Annotated in this window: 21 protein-coding genes and 1 tRNA gene; 7 read left to right on the top strand and 15 right to left on the bottom strand. The window is 57.0% G+C overall.

What is annotated here, in order from left to right; genetic code table 11:
- Positions 1 to 16 precede the first annotated feature (16 nt).
- On the bottom strand, positions 17 to 1,192 hold the full coding sequence (locus tag GVK32_RS11675) for an MFS transporter (protein ID WP_159865818.1): 1,176 nt from the start codon (positions 1,190 to 1,192) through the stop codon (positions 17 to 19).
- Positions 1,193 to 1,303: 111 nt separating this feature from the next.
- Entirely contained in the window at positions 1,304 to 2,521 is a 1,218-nt protein-coding gene (gene fabB / locus GVK32_RS11670) for a beta-ketoacyl-ACP synthase I (protein ID WP_159865815.1), read from the bottom strand.
- A gap of 158 nt (positions 2,522 to 2,679) precedes the next feature.
- On the opposite strand from fabB, the gene mnmC reads away from it, so the two are divergent.
- Positions 2,680 to 4,668 carry a bifunctional tRNA (5-methylaminomethyl-2-thiouridine)(34)-methyltransferase MnmD/FAD-dependent 5-carboxymethylaminomethyl-2-thiouridine(34) oxidoreductase MnmC gene (gene mnmC / locus GVK32_RS11665; RefSeq protein WP_200842869.1) on the top strand — a complete coding sequence of 663 codons (1,989 nt, stop codon included), beginning with the start codon at positions 2,680 to 2,682 and terminating at the stop codon, positions 4,666 to 4,668.
- Positions 4,669 to 4,749: 81 nt separating this feature from the next.
- Here mnmC and GVK32_RS11660 read toward each other — a convergent pair whose 3' ends face one another.
- From GVK32_RS11660 to prmB, 6 genes are read right to left on the bottom strand one after another with little or no spacing between them, the layout of a single operon-like run.
- On the bottom strand, positions 4,750 to 5,025 hold the full coding sequence (locus GVK32_RS11660; RefSeq protein WP_041146606.1) for a YfcL family protein: 276 nt from the start codon (positions 5,023 to 5,025) through the stop codon (positions 4,750 to 4,752).
- 31 nt (positions 5,026 to 5,056) lie between these two features.
- The gene (locus GVK32_RS11655; protein ID WP_159865809.1) at positions 5,057 to 5,605 is read right to left on the bottom strand and encodes an elongation factor P hydroxylase; all 549 of its coding nucleotides are present in this window, start codon (positions 5,603 to 5,605) and stop codon (positions 5,057 to 5,059) included.
- Positions 5,605 to 6,414, bottom strand: coding sequence for a sulfite exporter TauE/SafE family protein (locus GVK32_RS11650; RefSeq protein WP_159865806.1), 810 nt, complete (start codon positions 6,412 to 6,414; stop codon positions 5,605 to 5,607). The genes GVK32_RS11655 and GVK32_RS11650 overlap by 1 nt, the downstream gene beginning before the upstream one ends.
- Complete coding sequence (gene mepA / locus GVK32_RS11645; protein ID WP_159865803.1) at positions 6,414 to 7,238, bottom strand: penicillin-insensitive murein endopeptidase; 825 nt, start codon at positions 7,236 to 7,238, stop codon at positions 6,414 to 6,416. The genes GVK32_RS11650 and mepA overlap by 1 nt, the downstream gene beginning before the upstream one ends.
- A gap of 3 nt (positions 7,239 to 7,241) precedes the next feature.
- Entirely contained in the window at positions 7,242 to 8,327 is a 1,086-nt protein-coding gene (gene aroC, locus GVK32_RS11640) for a chorismate synthase (protein WP_041146610.1), read from the bottom strand.
- 36 nt (positions 8,328 to 8,363) lie between these two features.
- The gene (prmB, locus tag GVK32_RS11635) at positions 8,364 to 9,296 is read right to left on the bottom strand and encodes a 50S ribosomal protein L3 N(5)-glutamine methyltransferase (RefSeq protein ID WP_041146611.1); all 933 of its coding nucleotides are present in this window, start codon (positions 9,294 to 9,296) and stop codon (positions 8,364 to 8,366) included.
- 166 nt (positions 9,297 to 9,462) lie between these two features.
- Here prmB and smrB point away from each other — a divergent pair, with 166 nt between their 5' ends.
- On the top strand, positions 9,463 to 10,014 hold the full coding sequence (gene smrB, locus GVK32_RS11630) for an endonuclease SmrB (RefSeq protein WP_045856128.1): 552 nt from the start codon (positions 9,463 to 9,465) through the stop codon (positions 10,012 to 10,014).
- Between the two features lie 21 nt (positions 10,015 to 10,035).
- Here smrB and sixA read toward each other — a convergent pair whose 3' ends face one another.
- The 4 genes from sixA to GVK32_RS11610 all read right to left on the bottom strand — a co-directional run bounded on the left by sixA (position 10,036) and on the right by GVK32_RS11610 (position 14,628).
- Complete coding sequence (gene sixA, locus GVK32_RS11625; RefSeq protein WP_159865800.1) at positions 10,036 to 10,521, bottom strand: phosphohistidine phosphatase SixA; 486 nt, start codon at positions 10,519 to 10,521, stop codon at positions 10,036 to 10,038.
- Positions 10,522 to 10,730: 209 nt separating this feature from the next.
- Positions 10,731 to 12,875: a fatty acid oxidation complex subunit alpha FadJ gene (gene fadJ / locus GVK32_RS11620; protein ID WP_159865797.1), complete on the bottom strand. Its 2,145-nt coding sequence runs from the start codon at positions 12,873 to 12,875 to the stop codon at positions 10,731 to 10,733.
- Positions 12,875 to 14,185: an acetyl-CoA C-acyltransferase FadI gene (gene fadI, locus GVK32_RS11615; RefSeq protein WP_159865794.1), complete on the bottom strand. Its 1,311-nt coding sequence runs from the start codon at positions 14,183 to 14,185 to the stop codon at positions 12,875 to 12,877. The genes fadJ and fadI overlap by 1 nt, the downstream gene beginning before the upstream one ends.
- A 158-nt stretch (positions 14,186 to 14,343) precedes the next feature.
- Entirely contained in the window at positions 14,344 to 14,628 is a 285-nt protein-coding gene (locus GVK32_RS11610) for a YfcZ/YiiS family protein (RefSeq protein ID WP_041146616.1), read from the bottom strand.
- Between the two features lie 106 nt (positions 14,629 to 14,734).
- On the opposite strand from GVK32_RS11610, the gene GVK32_RS11605 reads away from it, so the two are divergent.
- Together GVK32_RS11605 and fadL are read left to right on the top strand one after the other, a co-directional pair.
- The gene (locus GVK32_RS11605) at positions 14,735 to 14,908 is read left to right on the top strand and encodes a hypothetical protein (protein WP_159865791.1); all 174 of its coding nucleotides are present in this window, start codon (positions 14,735 to 14,737) and stop codon (positions 14,906 to 14,908) included.
- 91 nt (positions 14,909 to 14,999) lie between these two features.
- Positions 15,000 to 16,322, top strand: coding sequence for a long-chain fatty acid transporter FadL (gene fadL, locus GVK32_RS11600; RefSeq protein WP_200842868.1), 1,323 nt, complete (start codon positions 15,000 to 15,002; stop codon positions 16,320 to 16,322).
- Positions 16,323 to 16,384: 62 nt separating this feature from the next.
- Here the strand turns inward: fadL and mlaA are convergent, their stop codons facing one another.
- On the bottom strand, positions 16,385 to 17,146 hold the full coding sequence (gene mlaA / locus GVK32_RS11595) for a phospholipid-binding lipoprotein MlaA (RefSeq protein WP_159865785.1): 762 nt from the start codon (positions 17,144 to 17,146) through the stop codon (positions 16,385 to 16,387).
- Positions 17,147 to 17,416: 270 nt separating this feature from the next.
- On the opposite strand from mlaA, the gene GVK32_RS11590 reads away from it, so the two are divergent.
- From GVK32_RS11590 to GVK32_RS11580, 3 genes are all read left to right on the top strand, one after another.
- Positions 17,417 to 18,325, top strand: a complete 909-nt coding sequence (locus tag GVK32_RS11590) for a formate/nitrite transporter family protein (protein ID WP_159865782.1) — start codon at positions 17,417 to 17,419, stop codon at positions 18,323 to 18,325.
- Positions 18,326 to 18,399: 74 nt separating this feature from the next.
- Positions 18,400 to 18,471 (top strand) — tRNA-Arg (locus GVK32_RS11585).
- Between the two features lie 163 nt (positions 18,472 to 18,634).
- Complete coding sequence (locus tag GVK32_RS11580) at positions 18,635 to 19,792, top strand: tyrosine-type recombinase/integrase (protein ID WP_159865779.1); 1,158 nt, start codon at positions 18,635 to 18,637, stop codon at positions 19,790 to 19,792.
- A 12-nt stretch (positions 19,793 to 19,804) separates the two neighbouring features.
- Here the strand turns inward: GVK32_RS11580 and GVK32_RS11575 are convergent, their stop codons facing one another.
- Positions 19,805 to 20,113 carry a hypothetical protein gene (locus GVK32_RS11575; protein WP_227697807.1) on the bottom strand — a complete coding sequence of 103 codons (309 nt, stop codon included), beginning with the start codon at positions 20,111 to 20,113 and terminating at the stop codon, positions 19,805 to 19,807.
- Positions 20,113 to 20,352 carry a DNA polymerase V gene (locus tag GVK32_RS11570; RefSeq protein WP_159865776.1) on the bottom strand — a complete coding sequence of 80 codons (240 nt, stop codon included), beginning with the start codon at positions 20,350 to 20,352 and terminating at the stop codon, positions 20,113 to 20,115. The genes GVK32_RS11575 and GVK32_RS11570 overlap by 1 nt, the downstream gene beginning before the upstream one ends.
- Positions 20,353 to 20,387: the final 35 nt, after the last annotated feature.

Genomic DNA, 20,387 nt, shown 5'->3' with positions numbered 1-20,387 from the left:
GGGCCGAGCCATAAGGCTATTTTCGTAGTGATATCAGGGTAACGACGATACCCAGCGCGGCGCAGATGGCAGCAGCCAGGAAGACGGATGAGTATCCCAGAGAAGTCGCCAGCAGCCCGGCAAGCGGACCGCTAATACCGTAGGAAATATCCTGAAATGCCGCATAGCCGCCGAGCGCGGTGCCCCGCACCTGTGGCGGAACGCGTTTCACCACCTCCACGCCCAGCGACGGGAAGATAAGCGAACAGCCGCAGCCGGTCAGCGCGGCGCCCGCTAAGGCGGTCCAGGCATCCGGCGCCAGCCACAGCAGCGTCAGGCCAGCGGCCTCAATCAGCAGCGAGACCATCGCCACCTTGACCCCGCCAAAGCGATCGGGCATCCAGCCAAACAGGATGCGCATCAGCACGAAAGCACCGCCAAAAGCGGTCAACGTAAAGCCGGCCATCGCCCAGCCGTTGCTGGAGAAGTAGAGCGAGACGAAGGTACCAATCACCGCAAATCCGACGCCCTGCAGGCCAAGGCCAATCCCCGGACGCCAGATCATACCGACAACGCTCCACAGCGACGGACGTTCGCCGCCGTGCGCCGGAACCTTGCGGACCGTGCCGTTAATCGCGAGGGCAAGGAGCGGCAGCGCCATGGTGACGCAGGCCAGCACGGCAACGCCGTACTGCGTGTAAATCAGCAGCCCCAGCGGGGCGCCGGCCGCCAGCGATCCGTAGATGGCCATTCCGTTCCATGACATGACTTTCCCCGAGCGCGACGGCCCGACGAGGCCCAGCCCCCAGCTCAGGTTACCGGTTAGCAGCTGGCTTTCGCCAAAGCCAAGGATCAGGCGGCCCAGCACCAGCAGCGCAAATTTCGCCACAATCGATACCGGCAGGAGCGCCGCCAGCAGCCACGCGGCGCCGGCCAGCGCGCAGGCGAGCATCCCCTGCAGCACCGAGCGTTTCGCCCCGTACTGGTCGGCGAGGCGACCGGCGTAGCCTCGCGTCAGAACCGTCGCCAGAAACTGTATTCCAACGGCGATGCCAACCATCGTGTTGCCAAAACCGAGCTCGTGGTGCACAAAAAGGGGGATCACTGGCAGCGGAAGGCCAACGGTCATGTAGGTCAGAAATACGGAGAACGTAATGCGAAATAGCGAAATATTCGCCGAAGAGGGATTCGTTTTTTTTGTCGCTGCGGACATGCTTTACTCCAGTTCGCAGAGTAAGACGAGGTGAGTGTGCCTCCCTGCGCCAGGCTCTCTCAATAATGCAAAAAAGGGAGCCTGCTGGCTCCCTTTTCAATTACTGACTGACTATGCGTCGTGTTTACGCATCACCAGGGTGGCATTGGTGCCGCCAAAACCGAAGCTGTTGGACATCACGGTGGTCAGCGCACGTTCAGTCGGCTTAGTCACGATGTTCAGGCCTGCGGCCTGCTCGTCCATCTCGTCGATGTTGATGCTTGGAGCGATAAAGCCGTGTTCCAACATCAGCAGAGAGTAGATAGCTTCCTGTACGCCAGCGGCGCCCAGCGAGTGGCCGGTCATCGCTTTCGTTGCGGAGATTGCCGGGCTGTTATCACCGAAGACTTCACGGATTGCACCCAGCTCTTTCACGTCGCCAACCGGCGTTGAGGTACCGTGGGAGTTCAGGTAATCAATCGGGGTGTCAACGCCCTGCATCGCCATGTGCATGCAGCGGACTGCGCCTTCGCCAGACGGGGCAACCATGTCAGCGCCATCGGACGTTGCGCCGTAGCCGACGATTTCCGCATAGATGTGCGCGCCGCGTGCCAGAGCGTGCTCCAGCTCTTCAACTACAACCATACCGCCGCCGCCAGCGATAACGAAACCGTCGCGGTTCGCATCATAGGTACGGGACGCTTTGTCAGGGGTTTCATTGTATTTGGTGGACAGCGCGCCCATTGCGTCGAATTCGCAGGCCATTTCCCAGCACAGCTCTTCGCCGCCGCCGGCAAAAACGATATCCTGTTTGCCCAGCTGAATCTGCTCTACGGCATTGCCGATACAGTGTGCGGAAGTCGCACAGGCGGAGCTGATAGAGTAGTTGACGCCGTGGATTTTGAACGGTGTGGCCAGGCAGGCAGAAACGGCAGAGGCCATCGCTTTGGTCACCACGTACGGGCCAACGGCCTTCAGGCCGCGCGAACTACGCATCGCATCGGCGCCAAACACCTGATATTTTGAAGAGCCGCCGGAACCGGCGATCAGACCGACGCGCGGGTTATTTTGATAAACTTCTTCTTTCAATCCAGCGTCTTCTACAGCCTGCTGCATTGAGAGATAGGCGTAGATGGAAGCATCATTCATAAAGCGAACCACTTTACGGTCGATCAGACCGGTGGTATCCAGCTTAACGTTGCCCCATACGTGGCTGCGCATACCTGAATCTTGAAATTCCTGAGAGAAAGTGATCCCTGAACGTCCTTCACGCAGAGATGCCAGGACTTCCTGCTGGTTGTTACCGATGCTGGAAACGATGCCCAAGCCAGTAATCACTGCACGTTTCATTCAATACCTCTGTAAGTCGCACTATTTTAAGTTTCGAGTCGCACAATAGCGTACACTTGTACGCCGAACAAGTCCGATCAGCCATTTTGTGTATAAATTTGCGCCTCCCGGCACACATCGTTAAGATCGTTCTACGCCTTGAGATTCGAGTAACTTACGTGAAACAAAACGCCATACAACCTGCCAACCTGGAATTCAACGCTGAGGGTACACCTGTTTCCCGAGATTTCGGCGACGTGTACTTTTCCAATGACAACGGTCTGGAAGAGACCCGCTACGTTTTTCTCGGCGGCAACCGCCTCGGTGAACGCTTTCCTGTGCATTCACAGCCGCTGTTTGTGGTGGCGGAGAGCGGATTCGGCACCGGCCTCAACTTCCTTACGCTGTGGCAGGCGTTCGACGTTTTTCACCGTGACTACCCCGAAGCTACCCTGCAAAGATTACATTTCATCAGTTTTGAAAAATTTCCGCTCACCGCCGCCGATCTGGCCCTCTCCCACCAGCACTGGCCGGAGCTGGCGCCGTGGGCGGAGCAGCTGCAGGCCCAGTGGCCGCTGCCCGTTGCCGGCTGCCACCGGCTGCTGCTTGATGACGGACGCGTGACCCTCGATTTATGGTTCGGCGATATCAACGAGCTGACCCTTGAGCTTGATGACTCTCTCAATCAGCAGGTCGATGCCTGGTTTCTCGACGGGTTTGCGCCGGCAAAAAACCCGGATATGTGGACGCCAGAGCTCTTCGCGGCCATGGCCCGTCTGGCAAAACCGGGCGGAACCCTGGCGACCTTCACCTCCGCAGGCTTCGTGCGTCGCGGCCTGCAGGAAGCCGGCTTCACTATGCATAAGCATAAAGGTTTCGGCCGCAAGCGAGAGATGCTGATCGGCGAGATGAGCCGCGAGCTGAACCTGCCCGCGCGCGCGCCGTGGTTTGCCCGCACCGCCAGCGAAAAACGCGAGGTGGCGATTATCGGCGGTGGGATTGCCAGCGCCCTGCTGTCACTCGCGCTGCTGCGCCGCGGCTGGCAGGTGACGCTCTATTGCGCCGACGATGCCCCTGCCAAAGGCGCATCCGGCAACCGTCAGGGAGCTCTGTATCCTTTGCTCAGCCAGCACGACCCGGCCCTGACCCGCTTCTTCCCCGCCGCATTTACCTTCGCGCGCAGGATTTACGATGCGCTGCCGGTCACCTTCGACCACCAGTGGTGCGGCGTGACGCAGCTCGCCTGGGATGAGAAAAGCGGGCAAAAAATCGCCCGGATGCTTGAGCTCAATCTGCCAGCGGAAATTGCCGCCGTCGTCAGCGCCGAAGCGGTGGCGCAGGCGACCGGCGTCGAGACCGGCTGCGGCGGGATCGCCTATCCCGCAGGAGGCTGGCTCTGCCCGCAGCAGCTGACGGCCGAACTCCTCGCGCTGGCGGCGACCCGAGGGCTGCACGCGCGCTATGGCTTTAAGGTGGAGACGCTCACCGCCGAGGGCGACGGCTGGCAGCTGAACCAGCGCCAGCAGCATGCCGTGGTGGTACTGGCGAACGGCCATCAGCTGACAACCTTCAGCCAAACCGCGCAGCTGCCGGCCTATCCGGTGGGCGGCCAGGTTAGCCATATCCCGACAACGCCGGAGCTTTCTCAGCTGCGCCAGGTGCTGTGCTATGACGGCTACCTGACGCCGCAAAACCCGCGTAACCAGCAGCACTGTATCGGAGCCAGCTATCATCGCGGGCAGACGGAAACGGCGTTCAGCGCCGAGGACCAGCAGCAGAACCGTCAGCGTTTGGTAGACTGCTTCCCCGATGCGCAGTGGGCCCAGGAGGTCGATATCAGCGCCAACGAGGCCCGCTGCGGTGTGCGCTGCGCCACCCGCGACCATTTACCGATGGTCGGCAACGTGCCGGACTATGATGCCACCCTGGCCCGGTACGCTCAGCTTGCCGAGCAGAAGGAGGATGCGCCCTCTGCGCCGGTGCATAGCAATCTCTATCTTCTTGGGGCATTGGGATCGCGCGGGCTGTGCTCCGCGCCGTTAACGGCGGAAATTCTGGCGGCACAGATGAGCGGTGAACCGCTGCCAATGGATCGCGAAACGCTGGCGGCGCTCAATCCTAATCGGCTATGGGTGAGGAAACTGCTGAAGGGAAAAGAGGTGAAATAATCCGTTGAGGTAGCCCGGATGGCACTCTCCGGGCTATTCCCCGACCTCGCAACGCGCGGCCAGGGCTATCGAGCAGGCTATTTAGCGTTTTGCCTGCTGATACAATTTATTCCACATATCCTGAACGAGGATCTGGTCCGGCGGCGAAAGCTCTCCCGCGCCGATCGCTTTTTCCAGGCTATGAGTAACCCGGTCACTGATCGCCTGCGGCGAGTGATCGTCTCCGCCTTCCAGCTCGGCTACCGCCAGCGTCAGGTGGCCACGCAGATAGCCGCCGGCAAACAGTTCATCATCGCTGGCGTGGTCTACCATTTCGTCGATTAGCGCCAGAATGCGTGATTCAAACTCCGCGAGCATTGTCTTTCCTCTTCTAGTGTAAAGCGTGGCCTTAGTGCAGGTCTTCCGGCCACGGAAATTGTTCTGCCGTCAGTGGCGGCGTTTGATAATATTTTTGTAATGCCTGAATAAATCGTGCCGGACGTTCCGGGATCCCCTGCTCCAGATAGCTCATGACCTGGGCATGGACCCGCCGCTGAAAGGCAATGCGATCGGGCTCGACGTCCCCTTCCAGGTTGTCGCAGCTGACGTTAAATGGGAAGCCCGCCGCCACGCAAAATAGCCAGTCAAACGCCTGGGGCTTCACTTCGACATCTTCAAATTGACACTGGGTCATCGCATCGCGGCCATCCGGGCAGTACCAGTAGCCGAAATCAACCAGTTCACGACGCGCTTTCCCGGCAATACACCAGTGCGAAATTTCGTGCAGGCCGCTGGCATAAAAGCCGTGGGCAAAGACGATACGGTTAAAAGGTACGTCGTCATCAGCCGGAAGATAGATCGGTTCGTCATCGCCTTTAATCAGACGGGTATTAAAATTGTCGGCGAAGCAGCCGTCAAAAATAGCGATCAGCTGCTCATAATGGTGTTGCTGTTGCATTAATTCATTCCCAACCACTGTAGGATTTCCGCCCCGTGGCTGTCATAAAGAAGTTTCGCACTCATCACTGCGGACACGACCACGATCATCGGTCGAATCAGCGATTGCCCTTTGCTCAATACCAGCCGTGAGCCCGCGCGGGCGCCAATAAACTGCCCCGCCATCATCACGAATCCGGTGGCCCAAATCACTTTGCCGCCAATTATAAACAGCAGCAGGCCGCCAAGGTTGGAGGTTGCGTTGAGCACCTTCGCATGAGCGGTTGATTTTGCAAGGTTGAACCCCGCCAGGGTCACAAAGGCCAGAGCGTAGAACGAGCCGGCGCCCGGGCCGAAGAAGCCGTCATAAAAACCCACGCAGCCGCCGGCGATAAGCGCGAACGGCAGGCCGTACAAACGACGCTGGCGATCGGCCTCGCCTAATTTTGGCATCAGCAGAAAATAGAGGCCAATCCCGATAATCAGGATCGGCAAAATCTGCTTGAGGATATCGGACTGCACGTGCTGTACCAGCAGCGCACCGCCGGTGGAGCCGATAAAGGTCATCACAATATTAAGCTTCTGATCGGCGAGGTTCACCACCTTGCGGCGGATAAAGTAGAGCGACGCGGAGAGCGAGCCGCCGCAGGCCTGCAGCTTGTTGGTCGCCAGCGCCTGCGCCGGAGGAAGCCCCGCAGCCATCAACGCCGGGACGGTCAACAGCCCGCCGCCGCCGGCCAGAGAATCGATAAACCCGGCGAGAATAGCGACGAAAAAAAGCACTACCAGCACCGTGGGCGAAACCATAAACAGGTTGATAAAACTATCCATTAAAGAACGTGCTCATCCAGTAGCGCCTGGCAGGAAGGCGGCAGCGGAGGCGGCGTCTTCTTCACAGGAGGGGTTGTTCCGGGTTTCGGGGGTTCGAACCAGCTTTGCAGCTCAGCACCGCAGCCATCGCCGGCAGGCGGCGGCGCCTGCTCTTCGCACTCCAGGCTTCCGGCAGGGCAGCGCAGGCGAACGTGCATATGCGCACGGTGCTGGAACCACGGGCGAACCTTATGCAGCCAGTCGCGATCGCTTCCGGCATCAAGGCAGAGCTGCTGTTTGATGGCCGGATTAACGAAGATGCGCGTGACCTCGCTATCTTCCGCCGCCAGCTTGATCAGCTGGCTAATTTGCGGGCTCCAGCGCGCCGGGACAACGCGCTTGCCGTCGCCGGAAACCAGGTCCAGCGCCTGCGGCTTCAGCAGCTGCGCCGGGCTCCAGCGCGTCTGCGGCAGCTGGAGGAAAATATCCACGTCCAGGCCGCTCTGATGGCTGGCGTGGCCACCGTTAAAACGCCCGCCGGCGGGCATGCCCATATCGCCAATCAGCATCGTGCCCATTCCCCGGCTATGCACCTGATTGCTCAGGCGCTGGATAAACCGGACAAGATCGGGGTGGCCGAAATAGCGGCGCTGGTCGGTACGCATCACCTGGTAGTTTACCGAGTTCAGCGGCAGCGCCTGGGCTCCTACAATACAGCCGTTAGCAAAAGCGCCGATAGACTGCGCGCTGCCGCCTATCGGCTGAGTGATTTTTTGCCACGGCGTTGCCGCAGTGCAGGCAGAGCTGGCCACGAGTGCCAGCAGAGCGATAACGGTTTTTTTCATCGATTACCAGCGTGGAATTGATGTCGTCACGTCGCCGTTCTGTGCGCGTTGACGCATAAAGTGATCCATTAACACGATCGCCAGCATCGCTTCCGCGATCGGCACCGCGCGGATCCCCACGCACGGATCGTGCCGCCCTTTGGTGATCATCTCGACTTCTTCGCCAAAGCGGTTAATGGTATGCCCCGGAACGGTGATGCTGGAGGTCGGCTTCAGCGCAATATGCGCGACAATCTGCTGACCGCTGCTGATCCCGCCGAGCACGCCGCCCGCATGGTTGCTCTGGAAACCGGCTTTGGTTATCTCATCACGGTTTTCGCTGCCGCGCAGCTTAACCACCTCAAAGCCGTCGCCAATCTCAACGCCTTTCACCGCATTGATGCTCATCAGCGCGTGGGCAATGTCAGCATCCAGGCGGTCGAATACCGGCTCACCGAGTCCCGGAGGCACGCCATCGGCTACGACGGTGATTTTTGCGCCAATCGAGTCACCTTCTTTTTTCAGGCCGCGCATCAGCTCATCAAGCGCGTCGATTTTATCCGGATCGGGACAGAAGAACGGGTTCTGTTCAACCTGCTCCCAGTCTTTAATGGCCAGCGGGATATCACCCATCTGGGTCAGGCAGCCGCGGATGACGATGCCAAACTTCTCCGCGAGGAACTTCTTGGCGATCGCCCCTGCCGCAACGCGCATCGCGGTTTCGCGCGCCGACGAGCGTCCGCCGCCGCGATAATCGCGCAGGCCGTACTTCTGCTCGTAGGTGTAATCCGCGTGGCCGGGACGAAAAACGTCTTTAATCGCACCGTAATCTTGCGAACGCTGGTCGGTATTCTCAATCAGCAGGCCAATACTGGTGCCGGTGGTGACGCCTTCGAATACGCCGGACAGGATCTTAACCTGGTCCGGTTCGCGACGCTGGGTGGTATAGCGCGAGGTGCCGGGACGGCGGCGATCCAGATCGTGCTGCAGATCGGCTTCGGTCAGCGGGATGCCCGGCGGTACGCCGTCGACGATGCAGCCCAGCGCCAGGCCGTGCGACTCGCCGAAGGTGGTTACGCGAAAGAGTTGTCCAATTGTATTTCCTGCCATCACGGCTCCGTCATGTTTGCGTGTTGTTTTTGCTTTTTAGTCTTTATAAATACCGAAATGCACCCGGGCGGCGATCAGCTGCGGTTTGGTCAGCATAAACACGCCGTCTCCGCCGTTATCGAACTCAAGCCAGGTGAACGGGACATCCGGATACTGTTCAATCAGATGTACCATGCTGTTACCGACTTCACAAATCAGAATACCGTCATCGTTGAGGTAATCCGGGGCGCAGGCGAGGATGCGGCGGGTTAACTTCAGACCGTCGCTGCCTGAGGCCAGCCCGAGCACCGGCTCATGCCGATATTCGCCCGGCAGATCGGACATATCTTCTTCGTCGACGTACGGTGGGTTGGTGACGATCAGGTCATACTGCACCTTCGGCAGATCGCGGAACAGATCGGAGCGAATCGGCGTAACCTGATGAATCAGCCCGTGCTCTTCCACGTTTTGTTCGGCGACGGCCAGCGCGTCAGGGGAGATATCCACCGCGTCGACTTCCGCTTGCGGGAAGGCATAGGCGCAGGCGATGGCGATACAGCCGCTGCCGGTGCACATATCGAGGATGTGCTGCGGCTGATGGTCAATCAGTCCGGCAAACTGGTTTTCGATAAGCTCGCCAATCGGCGAGCGCGGCACCAGCACGCGTTCATCGACGTAAAACTCATGGCCGCAGAACCAGGCTTTGTTGGTCAGATAGGCGACCGGAATGCGCTCGTTGACGCGGCGAATCACGCGCTCAACGATGCGGTGCTTTTCACTGGAGGTCAGGCGCGCAATGCGCATGTCTTCCGGGATGTCCAGCGGCAGGTACAGCGATGGCAGCACCAGCTGCACCGCTTCGTCCCACGGGTTGTCGGTGCCGTGACCGTACCAGATATTCGCCGCGCTGAAACGGCTTACCGCCCAGCGCAGCATGTCCTGAATGGTCTGCAGCTCATTGACTGCTTCATCAACAAAAATTTTATCCACGCCATCCTCCAGGACACGCTCTACTGTAAATTCGGCGGCTAGTTTGCCACGAAGACGGCGATAAATCAGCATTCTTACGTCAGGCAGAGGGGGAAAAGTACGTTTTGCTTGCCTGGATCTACTCCGGGTCGGGTAAACTAGCGCAAAGAAAAGATGAGAGTGGGCAATGAAAAAGAAAACATCGCTTAGCGTGGAGGATCAGACGCTGTTCCGTCAGCTCATGACCGGCACGCGTAAGATTAAGCAGGACACTATCGTTCACCGCCCGCTGCGCAAGAAAATAACCGAAGTGCCGCCGAAGCGTCTGCTTCAGGAGCAGGCCGACAACAGTCACTACTTTTCGGATGAATTTCAGCCGCTGCTGAATACCGAGGGGTCGGTAAAATACGTCCGTTCGGACGTGAGCCACTTTGAGTTGAAAAAGCTGCGCCGCGGAGACTATTCGCCCGAGCTGTTTCTTGACCTGCATGGTTTAACCCAGCAGCAGGCAAAGCAGGAGCTGGGCGCGCTGATTGCCGCATGCCGCCGGGAGCACGTATTCTGCGCCTGTGTGATGCACGGCCACGGAAAGCATATTCTGAAGCAGCAAACGCCATTATGGCTGGCGCAGCATCCGCATATTATGGCCTTCCATCAGGCGCCAAAAGAGTACGGCGGAGACGCCGCACTGCTGGTGCTGATTGAGATTGAAGAGTGGCAACCGCCGGAGCTTCCGTAATACGTCGGCTCCGGGGAGAGATTAGATAGCTTTCGCCATCTTCAGGTTGCAGGGGCTCATCTGCCAGTTGAATTCGCCCTTGCCGTTGTCATCGAGCGTCACGCAGGCAATGGCCGAGGTCGTGAACATCGGAGGAGTCTCTCCCGGGCAGAGCTCTGAGACGAGGTACCCCACCAACGGCAGGTGAGAAACGACCAGCGCCGTTGCCACACCTTCATTCGCCAGCGCCTGAAGATAGGCGTTGACCAGGCCAACGTCGCCGCACGGCGTCAGCTCCGGCATGACGTCGACGTTCTTCGGCAGGTTCATGCACTCTCTTACGATATCCAGCGTCTGTTCTGCACGCAGATAAGGACTCACAAGAACCCGCTTAATATCCACTTTCTGACCTTTCAGCCAGGTTGCCATCTGACGAGACTCATCACAACCGCATGCGGTTAATGGACGAACCGAGTCACTGGCTGCATCGAGGGCAGCGTCGCCGTGACGCATGATAAAAACTTGCATATTGCACCGCTTTTGTTAACCAGAAGCACCGTAGTCTTGCCCGCGAAGGTAATACGCAGTCGACTCAGTGGCCGGGCATTGTGCCTGATCCATCCAACGAATGAAACGCTGTTTTTTACCTCAGTGGCGTAAGTATAGTCAATGATTGTTGACAAAACAGCCAACCGACAGCGTCATTCATCGTCGGATTTATCTTCTTTGACCAGAACTTAGGTCGTCCGTTCGCCAGCGGGCCAAAATGTCGCCCCCTGCTCGGCCATGCGCAATAAATTTTCACATGGCGTAAAACGCGGGCCGTACTGAGCGGCCAGACGCTGCAAAATTGCAACCACTTCACCCGCCCCGGATGTATCCATATAGCGGAATGGGCCGCCAAGAAACGGCGGGAAGCCAATACCAAACACGGCGCCGATATCGCCATCGCGGGCGCTGCGAATAACCTGCTCATCGAAGCAGCGCGCCGCTTCATTGAGCATCATCATCACACAGCGTTCCGCCACCTGCTGCGCTGACAATCGCGCCTGCGGGGCAGAAATCCCCAGTAGCGAATAAATTGCCGCATCGGGTCGTTTTTTGCTTGTACGCCCTTTTTTCTCATAAAGATAGAAACCGCGGCTATTTTTTCTGCCTTTGCGATCGTCATTCAAGATCGCATCAATGATATTTGCAGGCGGGCTAAAACGTTCTCCCCACGCCGATTCCAGAACGGGAATAATTTTGGTGCCGGTGTCGATACCCACTTCATCGAGCAGTTGGATAGGCCCTACAGGAAAACCGAATTTAACCAGTGCGTTATCGATATGCTCAACGGGTTCGCCTTCCATCAGTAAACGCATCGCTTCGTTAATGTAGGGGGCGAGAATCCGGTTGACGTAGAAGCCAGCTTTATCCGCCACCACGATCGGCGTTTTGCCCTGCATTTTTGCCAGTCGGACCACCGTGGCGACGGTCTGCGGGTCCGTATGCTGGTGCGGGATAACCTCCACCAGCGGCATTTTTTCAACCGGACTGAAATAGTGCAGGCCGATCACCCGCTGAGGCCTGCTGGCCTGCGCCGCGATCCCGGCGATCGGCAGCGAAGACGTATTGGAGGCAAAGATCGTCTCCGGGCCGCAATGTTGTTCTATTTCGGCGACCATGCGCTGTTTAAGCGCTAAGTCCTCGAATACGGCTTCAATCACCACGTCGCGGTGGGCAAACCCTTGATAATCCGTGGTCCCGGAGATAAGCGCCAGCTGGCGGTCGCGCTCGCTGGCGCGCATATAGCGGCGGCGCACCTGCTTGTCCAGCAGCGCCCAGCTGTACTTCAAAGCATGGTTAATCCCGCTGGCCTGAATATCCTTGATTCGCACCGGCAATCCGCCTTTGCTGGCGGTAACGTAAGCTATTCCCCCGCCCATCAGGCCGCCGCCGAGAACGGCGACGCTGTTTAAAGGCCCAGCTTCAGCCTCGGCGCCGCGATCTTTTTTCAGCTCGGTGCTGGCAAAGAAAATAGAGCGCAGCGCCTGCGATTGCGGCGTCATCGCCATCTCGCCGAAGGCTTTCGCCTCCTCGGCGTAGCCGCTGCTGCAGCCATGAGCCAGCCCGTTCTCAATGACCTGAAGAATTTTTCTCGCGGCGGGATAGTTGCCCTGGGTCTTCTGCTGCGTCTTCTTCGCCACCAGGCGAAACAGCAGATTACGCCCTAGCGGGCCGGCAAGAACGCGCTCGCGCATTGGCATATTGCGGCTTGCCGGACGCCCTTTCAGCGCCAGCTCCACCGCCGTTTGCAGTAAAATAGCCTGCGGTACCACATCGTCCACCAGCCCGGCCTTAAGCGCCTGTCTGGCGCGCAGCTGTTTGCCAGTGAGAATCATCTCCAGCGCGCTTCTGACGCCAATCAACCGCGGCAGCCGCTGCGTGCCGCCGGAACCCGGCAGCAAACCCAGCTGCACCTCAGGAAGACCAAGGCGAGTTTTATCATCATCGCTACAAACTCGCCCGTGGCAGGCCAGCGCCAGCTCAAGGCCTCCGCCAAGGCAGGCGCCGTGGATAGCGGCGATTACCGGAATAGTCAGCCCGTGGAGCTCGGCCATGATCTGCTGCCCCTGACGAGCCAGCGCCTCCGCCTCTTCCGCGCTGGTACAGCGGGCAATCATATTGATATCCGCCCCGGCGATGAAGTTGTCCGGTTTAGCAGAAATGATCACCACGCCGCGCAGGGATTTGTTATCGCGGATCTGGCGGATAATAGCCCGCACCTGGCTGCCAAACTCGGCCTTCAGGGTATTCATTTTTTCGCCGGGCGTATCGATGGTAATAACCGCCACGTTGTCCGGACGAATATCGAGAGTAAACGCCGATGCAGGAGTCATTACTCCACCTCCAGAATCATGGCGGCGCCTAAACCGCCCGCCGCACAGGCGGTGACCAGACCAAACCCGCCCCCTCTGCGCCGCAGCTCGTGCAGCGTTTGCGTGATCATCCTCGCGCCGGTCGCGGCAAAGGGATGACCGTAAGCAATGGAGCCGCCGAGGACGTTAAACTTGCTGTCATCCACTTCGCCAGTGGCCTGCGAGCGGCCCAGCACTTCGCGGGCAAAACGATCGCTTGCCAGACACTTCAGGTTGGCCAGCGTTTGCGCGGCAAAAGCCTCATGCATATCGATAAGGGTTAAATCGGCGAGGGTCAGACCCGCCCTTTCCAGCGCCAAAGGTGTTGACCATGCCGGCCCCAGCAGCATGTCCTGCTGAACGCCGATGGCGGTGAAGGCGTAGCTGCGCAGATAGCCCAGCGGGGTTAACCCCAGCTCCTTAGCTCTGGATTCCGTCATCATCATCACCGCCGCGGCGCCGTCGGTTAACGGCGTACTGTTGGCCGCGGTGACCGTGCCGTGCTGGCGATCGAAGGCCGGACGTAACTTTTGGTAATCAGCAAGGGTAGAATTCTTACGAATATTGTTATCGCTTTCTACAGGCTCGCGGAACGGCGGCGCGTAGGCGGTCATCACTTCGGCCGAAAGTTTTCCCTCCTCCCAGGCTTTGGCCGCCAGCTGATGGGAACGAAGCGCCAGTGCATCCTGCTGTTCACGGCTGATGTCCCAGCTTTTTGCCATCTGCTCTGCGGTATCGCCCATCCGCAGCCCGGTCGAGTATTCGGCGACGGCGGGCGGTACCGGTAAAAGATCGCGCAGGCGCAGGCGAGAAAAAAGCTTCAGCCGCTGGCCAAGGGTGCGCGCCTTATTGGCATCCACCAGCGTGCGGGCCAGCTTTTTACTTACGCCGATAGGCAGCACCGATGAGGAATCGGCGCCGCCGGCAATGCCCGCGCGGATCGTTCCGGCCATCAGGCTTTCGGCTACGTTGGCGACGGCCTGGAAGCTGGTCGCACAGGCGCGGCTGACGCTATAGGCATCGGTGTGCACGCTCATGCCGGTGCCAAGCACGATCTCGCGCGCAATATTCGGCGCTTCCGGCATCTGTACCACCTGGCCAAAGACCAGCTGTTCAATGATCTGCGGGGGAATATCGCCGCGAGCCAGCATTTCACTGATGACCATTTTTCCCAAATCAATCGCGGGAACGCCGTGAAATACCGTTGCCTGACGGGCAAACGGCGTACGTAAACCGCTGACGATGGCAATGCGATCGCCCTGACGGGTGACAAGCGGTAGTGCCTGACTCATAACTTTCCCCTGTTAACCGATAAGACCAAGTGGTCTGACCTGATAACAGTTTTAACTAATTTTTTACATTAAGCCAATCGGAGAAGCAAAAAAGTGGGAGCCAAAACACATTGAAAGGAGAAGATGACGCCCCGCAGAAAGGGGGCGTCAGAACGGAATTAACGCAGTCCGAGCTGGAAAATCAGGGTTTCCGCTTCGCAGCAGAATACAAAATCGATATCCAGCTGCACGCCGCCTTCAACCTCGGTAAAGGTCGGGATAATTTTGCACGGATCGGATTCAACGCCGCGGGCTCTTTCGCTCAACGCCGCCAGGGTTTCGTCGGCTTCAGCGCGGTTGGCAAACACGCGACTGTAGGAGGCGGTGCAATCGGTGTTGTCCATAATGGTGCCAACATCCATACAGCAGCAAACCGGGGTTTCATCTGCACTAACTTTACTCATCGTAGATTTCCTCTGTATATGCACGCAAGGTGCCAGACAATTAATAGGCTTATTTTACGCCCGGTCGAGGAGTGCCTCCAGTCGTTAATGATGACAACGGCTCTAAGTGACCGAAATCACACTTAAAAATGATCCAAAACAAGAATTACCCGAATCAGCCCCCCTGGATGAAGGCAAATTTGCCGGCTGGATCGCTTTTTTCGTATCACAATTGAAAAATCCCATGAACAAACTTGCAACATCTCATCTGGTCAGACCTATAATCAGCGCACTGGTCTGATTTCTCTGTCGTAAAGCAGACCCTACACTTCGCGCTTCTGTTACGGCATGTAACATAGTTTAAATAAAAATAACTCAATGAGGTTATGGGCATGAGCCAGAAAACCCGCTTTACCCAATCTGCCCTCGCAGTGGCTGTAGCACTTGTTTCCACACAGGCCTGGTCAGCAGGCTTTCAGTTAAACGAATTCTCTTCATCAGGCCTTGGTCGCGCCTATTCCGGTGAAGGTGCAATTGCTGACGATGCGGGCAATGCCAGCCGTAACCCAGCATTGATTATGATGTTCGATCGTCCAACCATGTCTATGGGCGCGGTATTTGTCGATCCCGATGTCAACATGTCGGGCAACTCGCCAACGGGCAAAAGCCTGAACGCCAAAAATATTGCGCCAACCGCATGGGTACCTAACTTCCACTTCGTGTCGCCGATTAACGATCAGTTTGGCTGGGGGGCATCGATTACCTCTAACTACGGTCTGGCTACCGAGTACGCCGACGATTATGCCGCCGGCAGCATGGGGGGGAAAACCGATTTAACCACCGCCAACTTCAACCTGAGCGGCGCCTATCGCCTGGACAGCCACTGGAGCTTTGGCTTAGGGTTTGATGCGGTGTATGCGAAGGCCAAGATCGAGCGCTACGCGGGCGATCTGGGGCAGATCGTTGCCGGTTCAGGCGCCCTGCCGCCGCAGCTGGCGGGCCCGGTATCGCAAATCCCTGCGGATACGCAGATTGCGCACCTGAACGGTAACGCCTGGGGCTTCGGCTGGAACGCCGGTATTCTTTATGAACTTGATAAGAATAACCGCTATGGCTTCACCTACCGTTCTGAAGTGAAAATCGACTTTGACGGTAACTACAAGAGCAGCCTGCCTTCAGCGTACAACCAAATCCTCGGCAATTTCGGCCTTCCGGCCGGGACCAACGGTCAGACTACCAATGGTTCTCTGACCCTGAACCTGCCTGAAATGTGGGAGCTGTCCGGCTATAACCGCGTCGCACCGCAGTGGGCGGTTCACTATAGCCTGACCTACACCAGCTGGAGTCAGTTCCAGGAGCTGAAAGCGACCGGCAGCAACGGCGAGACGCTGTTCTATAAAGATGAGAGCTTTAAGGATGCCTACCGCATCGCGCTGGGTACCACCTATTACTACGACGATAACTGGACCTTCCGTAGCGGTATCGCCTTCGATGATAGCCCGGTTCCAGCCTCTAACCGCTCCATCTCCATTCCGGATCAGGACCGTCTGTGGCTGAGCGCAGGTACCACCTACGCCTTCAATAAAGATGCATCCGTAGACGTTGGCGTCTCCTACATGCACGGCCAGCACGTAGAGATCAAAGAAGGTCCTTACACCTTCCGTTCTGAAGGCAAGGCCTGGCTGTACGGCGCAAACTTCAACTATCGCTTCTGATAAGCTGACGGCATAAAAAAAGGGTGAACGCGATGTTCACCCTTTTTATTTATATCAACAGATTACTGCGAGTCGATATCTTTCAGATCGCCCTCAATCGCCTGGGCGTTCGGGTTATCTGCCGGCGTGAGCTTACCGCCGCTCGCGATAAAGTCATGGCGCTGGAAGTAGGCTTCACGCACCAGGATATACGGATCTGAGGACTGGCGCAGCAGGCCATCGGAATCCAGCAGCTGGGCTCGGGTCTCTACCCCTTCAACCGCCCACTTACCGATAGACATTGGCCAGGTCAGCCAGGAGAGCACCGGATAGAGCCCATCGGCCATATCACCGCCTTCATCACGCAGCGTAAAGCTTCCGTAGAACGGCAGCTGCACGTACGGGCCATAGCCAACACCGTAGTGACCCAGGGTGCTACCAAAGCGATGCGGCTCGACGCGCTGCAGCTGCGGGTTCGCCATTCCGGCGACGTCAATCAGGCCGCCCATCCCGAGAATAGTGTTAAGGAAGAAGCGGGTAAAGTGCACCATACCTTTATAGGGATCGCCCTGCAGGAAGTAGTTGGCCATCACCGCCGGTTCTTCAAGGTTGCTGGTAAAGTTACTCAGCCCATTACGCGCCGGCTGCGGGACATAGTCACGCCATGCCACGGCTACCGGACGCAGAACGTACGGATCCACCACGTTAAAGTTGAAGTTGAACATCGTACGGTTAAACCCTTCAAGCGGGTCTGAACGCCCCTGTGGCGAATCGCCAGAGCTGGAACTGGCACATCCCACCAGCAGTGTGGCGCCGAGCGCAAGCGCCGACAGGCGATAATTCATAGGTGTGTCTCCCTGTTAATTTTGGCTATCGCTGTGGGTCATCCGGGGACTGCAGCCTCCATGAAGATATCGCCCGAAGCAAGGTGCACTCTGGTGCCTGCTTTCAGCATAGCCCTCTTTGGTATAATCGTTGCGTCCTGATTCTATACATATTTTGCAATATTCGTATTGCTATTCTTGCCATTGCACAAAAAATAGGAGGTTCACCAGCGCCGTCCGCGGAAAATATCTCTACGCTTATGATAATGAAAAATCATTGAGGGAAACGGCATGACTCCATACCCGGAATCGCCCGATCGCCGCAGCGGTAAAGAAGAGATAGAAGTTGAGAGCGACGAGAAACAGCAGGGCGAGGAAATAGAGGTGGATGAGGATCGTCTGCCCTCTCGCGCCATGGCCACGCATGAAGAGATCCGCCAGGAGGGTCAGAAGGAGCTTGAGCGCGACGGCATGGCTCTGCTTTGGTCAGCGGTCGCTGCGGGCCTGTCGATGGGCGCCTCGCTGGTAGCAAAAGGCATTTTTCACGTGCATCTTACCGACGTAGCGGGCGGGTATTTGCTGGAAAACCTCGGCTACACCTTCGGTTTTATCATCGTTATCATGGCCCGCCAGCAGCTGTTTACCGAGAATACCGTGACCGCCGTGCTGCCAATCATGCATAAACCCACCCTCGGTAACGTCGGCCTGTTATTACGTCTGTGGGGCATTGTGCTGGCGGGCAACCTCATCGGCACGGCCATCGCCGCCTGGGCCTTTGATGTTATGCCAATATTTGACCCTGCCACCCGCGACGCCTTTGAGAAAATCAGCCTGAAGGTCATGCAGAACACGCCGGGCGAAATGTTTGCCAACGCGATTATTTCCGGCTGGCTGGTAGCAACGATGGTGTGGATGTTCCCCGCCGCCGGTGCGGCAAAGATCGTGGTCATAATTATGATGACCTGGCTTATTGCACTCGCCGATACCACCCATATTGTGGTCGGCAGCGTCGAGATATTTTATCTGGTCTTCAACGGCTCGCTGCCATGGCAGGAGTTTATCTGGCCATTCGCCCTGCCGACGCTGGCCGGCAATATTTGCGGCGGGACGTTTATTTTCGCCCTGCTCAGCCATGCCCAGATCCGTAACGACATCAGTAATGAGAAAAAAGCGCGGGCTAAAGCTAAAAAAACACGCTAAGTGGCGATAGATTGAGCAGTCAGCCGATAGCTGCTTAACCTGTAAGGAAAAAAACGCTATAATCCCGCCGCTTCGTCCCCTTAGTTAAATGGATATAACGAGCCCCTCCTAAGGGCTAGTTGCAGGTTCGATTCCTGCAGGGGACACTTCTTATCAGTTCGCCACCCTCCGGCATAGTTCGCATAAACCCTTACACAGCAAGCACTCCATAAAACACCCGTTCGCCATAGTTCGCTTCAGGTCGTTGACAGCCGCATGCTTGAGCGGGTAAAAAACGAGTAAATAATTTTACCCACTGGAATTTTACCCATGCTAACCATCAAGCAAATCGACGCGGCGAAGCCGAAAGATAAACCGTATCGACTGCTCGACAGCAACGGCCTTTACCTGTACGTGCCCGTATCCGGGAAAAAGGTCTGGCAGTTGCGCTACAAAATTGATGGGAAAGAAAGGGTTCTGACTGTAGGGAAGTACCCACTTATGTCATTGCAGGAGGCGAGAGATAAAGCGTGGGCTGCGAGGAAAGACGTTTCGGTGGGGGTTGATCCGGTCAAAGCTAAAAAGCTATCCGTCAAAGACAACTCTTTCGGCGCAATTTATCTTGAATGGTATGAGCATAAGAAGCAGGTATGGTCAGAGGGGTACGGTAACGAGCTGGCTCGCATGTTCCAGGATGACATACTTCCGATGATTGGCGGTCTGGAAATTAATGAAATAGAGCCAATGAGGATACTTGAGGTGATCCGCCGGTTTGAAGACCGAGGAGCGATGGAGCGAGCTAATAAAGCTCGGCGCCGATGCGGGGAAGTATTCAGGTACGCAATCGTTACTGGACGAGCAAAATACAATCCTGCACCAGACCTTGCAGATGCGATGAAAGGTTATCGTAAGCAGAACTACCCTTTCCTGCCGGCAGATCAGATACCAGCATTCAATAAGGCCCTGTCAGGTTTCTCAGGAAGCATAGTTTCGAAAATTGCTACACAGGTTTTGCAATATACCGTGCTTCGCACTAAAGAGCTCAGGTCTATGCAATGGGCGAACGTCGATTTTGAAAACAGGATGATAACTATCGATGCCGCAGTGATGAAGGGGCGACGTGTCCACGTTGTGCCTATGTCGGATCAGGTAATCAATCTGCTCAACGCTCTGAAGCCAATAACCAGCCCAGTATCGGATTTCGTTTTCGCCGGACGCAACGACAAAAAGAAATCCATCAGTGAAAATGCCGTTCTGCTTGTCATACGGCAGATAGGATATGAAGGACTGGCGAGCGGCCACGGGTTCCGCCACCAGTTTAGTACGATAATGAATGAGCATGAGTGGCCGGCGGACGCGATAGAGAAACAACTCGCGCACGCCAACAGCGGCTCAATTCGCGGGATATACAACCATGCTCAGTACCTGGATAAGCGCAAAGAGATGATGCAATGGTGGGCGGATTATTTAGATGGAAAGGTGGCGTAGAGCCACCACCTCTCACACCGGACAGTCATCTCGACGCAGATCGTTAACGGTGAACGTCACCACTCCGTAAACCTCCACACCCTCGCCCTCGATCGCTTCTCCATCACGGGTAATGAACGATTGGCCCTGCAGCTGACCGAAATCCGTTATCCCATCGTAACGAATCAAAACATAATCACCAGGCTGCGGACGCAGCGACAGATCTAAAATGGCATAACCGGAATCTGTTTTGACGATTTTGGAGTTGGCATCCACGCGGCACAGTTTCGTGACGGTGAGGGTATCCTCAATATAGTCTTTCGCTGGCGATTCAAACCCCATTACAGACCTCCGTTCGGGTTGTAGAGCTGGAATGTGCGGTCGTCACCCTCTTGCGTAGAGACGTCTTTGAATGTCGTCACATAACCCTCTATCCACTGATTGGCCTGCCGTGGCGACCAGTGCCAGTTTACTTTTTCCAGCTCCTGAAGAAACCGCCTGGTGGTGATGGTGCGCCTGCCGTTGGGCTCGATGACTATCGCCGCCCGGCAGGCTGTTTCAATTTCGTAAAGGCGTGGCATGATCTTAACCTCTCAATGATACTGTTTTTATATAC

The sequence above is a fragment of the Klebsiella sp. 18074 genome, assembly GCF_902705905.1.
In the GTDB taxonomy this organism is placed as follows: domain Bacteria; phylum Pseudomonadota; class Gammaproteobacteria; order Enterobacterales; family Enterobacteriaceae; genus Klebsiella; species Klebsiella terrigena.
The sequence above is the reverse complement of the archived record's forward strand: the minus strand, read 5'-3'. Positions and strand labels throughout refer to the sequence as shown.